Source organism: Flavobacterium sp., assembly GCF_044376915.1.
Taxonomy (GTDB): Bacteria; Bacteroidota; Bacteroidia; order Flavobacteriales; family Flavobacteriaceae; genus Flavobacterium.
Genome location: NZ_JBILKB010000106.1, coordinates 1 through 4,775, shown reverse-complemented (window position 1 = coordinate 4,775; position 4,775 = coordinate 1). Strand labels below are relative to the sequence as shown.

Sequence of the window (4,775 nt, the reverse complement as noted above, 5' to 3'; positions counted from 1 at the left end):
CGGAACTAACCGTAGCAGGCTTTCAAGAATTATATAATGCAGCGGCTGTAGAAAGTGTATTAAAAAACGAAGGGACAACCTTAGTGGTTGTTAATTCGGTTTGTGGATGTGCCGCTAGAAATGCGCGTCCAGGAGCTATCATGAGTTTAGACGGAAGTAAAAAACCCTCTCAATTGGTCACTGTTTTTGCAGGAGTTGACAAAGAAGCAGTAGATGCTGCGCGTCAACACATGTTTCCTTTTCCTCCATCATCACCTTGTATGGCGTTGTTTAAAGACGGCGAATTGGTTCATATGTTAGAACGTCATCATATTGAAGGGCGCCCAGCAGAATTAATTGCCGAAAACTTAAAAGATGCGTATAACGAGTTTTGCTAAAAAAGATCCATATGAAACATTTTTTTAGAATTCTACTTTTAACCTTATTATTGCCTAGTTTTCAGTGCGATGATAACGAGAATACGAGAACAACACCTGAATTATTAGCCGAGAAAAAGCAAGAAATTTTAAACTATATCCAAAGCTTTTCCTGTGCTAATGCTACGGGATGCCTATCTATTGCTTTCGGAGCAAAACCTTGTGGTGGTCCCAGAGAGTATTTGGTGTATCCCAATACAGTTAACCAATCCGTTTTGGAAAACATGGTCAACGAATATTACGAAATGGACCAAGAATATAATATAGAAACTGGCGCCATTTCTGATTGCATGTTGGTAGGCCCACCTAATACTATAGGCTGTGTCAATGGTGTTTGTACCATCATCGATTAACTTACTAGAGTAGCACGTTTTTGACCTTAATACTATGCTAGCATACAATAAAACCGCCTTTATTTTGGTGGTTTTTTTATTTTATACCTTACTTTTGTCAAAATTCGTTTGCAATGGAAAAACTAGTATCCTATCCACTTACTATAGTATATTACTTCTTTTTTTTACTTTGGTTGGTCTTTTTCCATCCGATACAATGGGTTTGTTTTACCTTTTTTGGATACAACGCGCACCGCATCAGTGTGGCGTATTTGAATTGGTTCCTCGTGCGAACGACACATGTTTTAGGCACCACCTTTCATTTAAAAGGCATGGAAAACATTCCAGAAAACAAACCGTTAATTATTGTAGCCAATCATCAAAGCTTACATGATATTACCACGATGATTTGGTTCTTGAGAAAAACACATCCAAAATTCATCAGTAAAATTGAATTGGGGAAAGGTATTCCTAGTGTTTCCTATAATTTAAGACACGGCGGTTCTGCTTTAATTGATCGAAAAGATCCCAAACAAGCCTTACCCGAAATAAAAAAAGTGGCCGAGTTAATAAATGCCAATAATTATGCGATAGTGATTTTTCCAGAAGGCACACGAAGCAAAAATGGCCAACCCAAGCCTTTTGCATCTAGTGGATTAAAAATGCTCTATAAATTTGCCCCCGATGCGTATTTCTTGCCAATAACGATTAACAATTCTTGGAAAATGACCAAATACGGCTCCTTCCCAATGGGACTAGGAAATGCCTTAAATTTTGAAATACACCCTGCCCTCAAAGTTACGGACTTTTCATTTGAAGAAATTTTTGAAAAAACAGAGACAATAATAACACAAGCGATACAAAAAACATAATATGTCAGTACAAAACGTGCGTCTAGAAGTGATGCAATTTTTAGAAAAAAAAATCGACACTTTTGTCGATGAATTTTTAATTCCTGTTGAAAAAATTTGGCAACCTACCGATTTACTTCCAAATGCTCAAAAGGAAACATTTTTTGAAGAAGTAAAAGAATTACAAGAGATTGCTAAGGATTTGCCTTATGATTTTTGGGTAACCTTAGTGGGCGATACCATTACCGAAGAAGCGCTTCCTACCTATGAATCCTGGTTGTTAAATATTGATGGGGTGGCCTCTGAAGAAAAAGAAAACGGATGGAATAAGTGGTTTAGACAATGGACCGGTGAAGAAAACAGACATGGCGATTTGTTGAATAAATATTTGTATTTATCGGGGAGGGTCAATATGAGAGAAGTAGAAATAACTACGCAGTATCTAATTAATGATGGTTTTGATATCGGTACCAGCAACGATCCCTATAAAAACTTTGTTTACACCAGTTTTCAGGAACTGGCTACCTATGTTTCACACAATAGAGTGGCCCAAATTGCCAAAAGTTACGGCGACAAAAAGTTGCATAAAATGTGCAATATGATTGCTGGAGACGAAATGCGACACCACTTGGCTTATAGCGAATTTGTGAATCAAATTTTCAAAATTGACCCGAGCGAAATGATGTTGGCATTTCAACACATGATGAAACATAAAATTACAATGCCGGCGCATTACCTCAGAGAATCGGGACAAAAAATAAGTTCAGCGTTTGAACATTTCTCTGATGCAGCACAACGAATTGGAGTATACACAGCGGCTGATTATGTAGACATCATGCAAAAATTGATGGACAAATGGGAAATCGACAAAATATCAGGCTTAACCGATGAGGCTGAAAAAGCGCGAGATTTCCTTATGAAATTACCGGCTAGAATGATCAAAATTTCAGAGCGTTTGGTCATCCCTGAAACAGGACATGTTTTCAAATGGGTAGAACCTGCCTTGGTAAAATAAGAGAAATAAACGCAATAACATCATCAATCCTTTCTGAAAAGAGAGGATTTTTAACTTCATATTATGTCATTAATACCAAATACAATACTGTTCGTAAAAGAACAACTCAAAAATGCCGAAGGAGGTCATGATTGGTTTCACATCGAACGGGTTTATAAAAACGCACAAGTAATTGCAGCCGCAGAAGATTGCGATCTAGAAGTGGTAACATTGGCTGCTCTATTACATGATATTGCGGACTCTAAATTTCACAACGGCGATGAAACCATTGGACCAAAGGTTGCTCGAGCGTTTCTAGAGGCAAACCAGGTGTTACCTGCTACGATTGATCATGTCATTGCAATTATAGAAAACATCTCGTTTAAAGGCGGAAATTTTGACCAACAATTTCATTCCAAAGAATTAGCAATTGTGCAAGATGCCGATCGATTGGACGCCATTGGTGCTATCGGCATTGCAAGAACATTCAATTATGGTGGATTTAAAAACAGAGCCCTTTATGATCCCGAAATAAAACCAAATCTTTCCCAAACGAAAGAAGAATATAAAAAAAACGAGGCACCGACCATCAATCATTTTTATGAAAAACTTTTGCTGCTAACTGATAAAATGAATACCGAAACGGGTAAAAAAATGGCCAAAAAACGCCACGATTTCATGGTTCATTTTTTGGCACAATTTTATGCTGAATGGGAAGGTAAAGAATAAGACTTTATCTTTATTTTCCTGGAAAAATCGCCTTTCTTTTTTCTAAAAAGGCAGTAGTTCCTTCTTTAAAATCTTCGGTTCCAAAACAGGCGCCAAAATTTTCAATTTCAACGGCATAACCATTGGTTCCGTCTTCAAAATTGGCATTAATAGCCTGTATGGCTTTGGCTATAGCTACACTGGAATTGTTCGCTATTTTTGCCGCAATTCCTTTGGCAAACTCCAATAATTCTTCTTGTGCCACTACATGATTAACCAATCCGTAGTTTTTTGCGGTTTCTGCATCAACCATTCCCGCTGTCATAATGAGTTCCATAGCTCGTCCTTTACCCACTAATTGTGTTAATCGTTGGGTACCACCATATCCTGGAATTACCCCTAAAGTCACCTCAGGCAACCCCATTTTTGCATTCACTGAAGCTACTCTAAAATGACAGGCCATGGCCAATTCTAATCCGCCTCCTAAAGCAAAACCATTGACGGCTGCAATAACCGGAGTGCTCAAATTTTGAACAAAATCAAACAACAAAGCTTGTCCTTGCGCCGCTAATTCTTGTCCTTCCTGTACTGAAAAATTAGCAAATTCAGAAATATCGGCTCCTGCTACAAATGCTTTTTCACCACTCCCAGTAATTATGATGGCTTTTACTGCTTGCTCTTTGTTTAATGCCGAAAATGCCTCGTGAAGCTCCTGTATCGTTTCTTTATTTAACGCATTTAATTTTGTAGGGCGATTGATCGTAATTACTGCAATATGCGCTTGCTTTTCAATTAGAATATGTTCCATTTTAGTGTTTAAATTATTTATTTATGGGAAAAGAAACTAAAAATTCTGTTCCTTGGTCTAATGTTGTTTCAAAAGTAATGGTTCCTTTGTAATTTTCAATAATATTTTTAATGATGGCTAATCCAAGTCCCATTCCGCTCGACTTGGTGGTAAACTTTGGCTCAAATATGCGCGCTGCATTTTCCGCTGAAATTCCTTTACCGTTGTCTTTCACTGCTATTTTGACTTGCTGGTCCTCCCTAAAAACCGTTACAAAAACCAATTTATTTTCCTGTGTTTCGGGTATGGCTTGAATGGCGTTCTTTACCAAATTGGTAACCACACGGATCAATTGTGTGCGATCTAACTTGGCAATAATTTCATCTTCTATCGCCGAAAAACGAATATACTCTTCATTGAAAATTTCCAAAGTCATTTGCACGACCTCAACTACATTTAAGGTTTCGTTCTGTTGGGCCGGCATGGTGGCAAAATTTGAAAAAGCATTGGCCACCGAACTCATGGTGTCGATTTGTTGTAAAATGGTTTGGGTGTAATCGGCTAATTTTTTGGATATATTGGGATCGTTTGCTTCAAATTTACGTTGGAAATTTTGCACCGTTAATCGCATGGGCGTCAAAGGGTTTTTTATCTCATGTGCTACTTGTTTGGCCATTTCACGCCAGG

7 protein-coding genes are annotated in these 4,775 nt (G+C 37.9%); 5 read left to right on the top strand and 2 right to left on the bottom strand.

What is annotated here, in order from left to right:
• The 5 genes from ACIQ6Z_RS09070 to ACIQ6Z_RS09050 all read left to right on the top strand — a co-directional run.
• Positions 1–377, top strand: a 377-nt coding sequence (locus ACIQ6Z_RS09070) for a BrxA/BrxB family bacilliredoxin (RefSeq protein ID WP_396210567.1), incomplete at its 5' end; no start/stop codon positions are given.
• Positions 378–388: 11 nt separating this feature from the next.
• A complete protein-coding gene (locus ACIQ6Z_RS09065) occupies positions 389–769 on the top strand; it encodes a hypothetical protein (RefSeq protein ID WP_396210566.1) in 381 nt (126 codons plus the stop codon).
• 113 nt (positions 770–882) lie between these two features.
• Entirely contained in the window at positions 883–1,620 is a 738-nt protein-coding gene (locus ACIQ6Z_RS09060; protein WP_396210565.1) for a lysophospholipid acyltransferase family protein, read from the top strand.
• A 1-nt stretch (position 1,621) separates the two neighbouring features.
• On the top strand, positions 1,622–2,614 hold the full coding sequence (locus ACIQ6Z_RS09055) for an acyl-ACP desaturase (RefSeq protein ID WP_396210564.1): 993 nt from the start codon (positions 1,622–1,624) through the stop codon (positions 2,612–2,614).
• Positions 2,615–2,677: 63 nt separating this feature from the next.
• Complete coding sequence (locus ACIQ6Z_RS09050; protein ID WP_396210563.1) at positions 2,678–3,322, top strand: HD domain-containing protein; 645 nt, start codon at positions 2,678–2,680, stop codon at positions 3,320–3,322.
• Between the two features lie 10 nt (positions 3,323–3,332).
• On the opposite strand, the gene ACIQ6Z_RS09045 is transcribed toward ACIQ6Z_RS09050, so the two are convergent.
• Positions 3,333–4,109: an enoyl-CoA hydratase/isomerase family protein gene (locus ACIQ6Z_RS09045; protein ID WP_396210562.1), complete on the bottom strand. Its 777-nt coding sequence runs from the start codon at positions 4,107–4,109 to the stop codon at positions 3,333–3,335.
• A 13-nt stretch (positions 4,110–4,122) separates the two neighbouring features.
• Positions 4,123–4,775: sensor histidine kinase (locus ACIQ6Z_RS09040; RefSeq protein ID WP_396210561.1), on the bottom strand; the 653-nt coding region annotated here is incomplete at its 5' end.

What these genes read in the sequence shown, in the direction of transcription:
- ACIQ6Z_RS09065 (WP_396210566.1), top strand. Translation starts at nt 389, where the DNA reads ATGAAACATTTTTTTAGAATTCTACTTTTAACCTTATTATTGCCTAGT.
- ACIQ6Z_RS09050 (WP_396210563.1), top strand. Translation starts at nt 2,678, where the DNA reads ATGTCATTAATACCAAATACAATACTGTTCGTAAAAGAACAACTCAAA.
- ACIQ6Z_RS09055 (WP_396210564.1), top strand. Translation starts at nt 1,622, where the DNA reads ATGTCAGTACAAAACGTGCGTCTAGAAGTGATGCAATTTTTAGAAAAA.
- ACIQ6Z_RS09045 (WP_396210562.1), bottom strand. Translation starts at nt 4,109, where the DNA reads ATGGAACATATTCTAATTGAAAAGCAAGCGCATATTGCAGTAATTACG.
- ACIQ6Z_RS09060 (WP_396210565.1), top strand. Translation starts at nt 883, where the DNA reads ATGGAAAAACTAGTATCCTATCCACTTACTATAGTATATTACTTCTTT.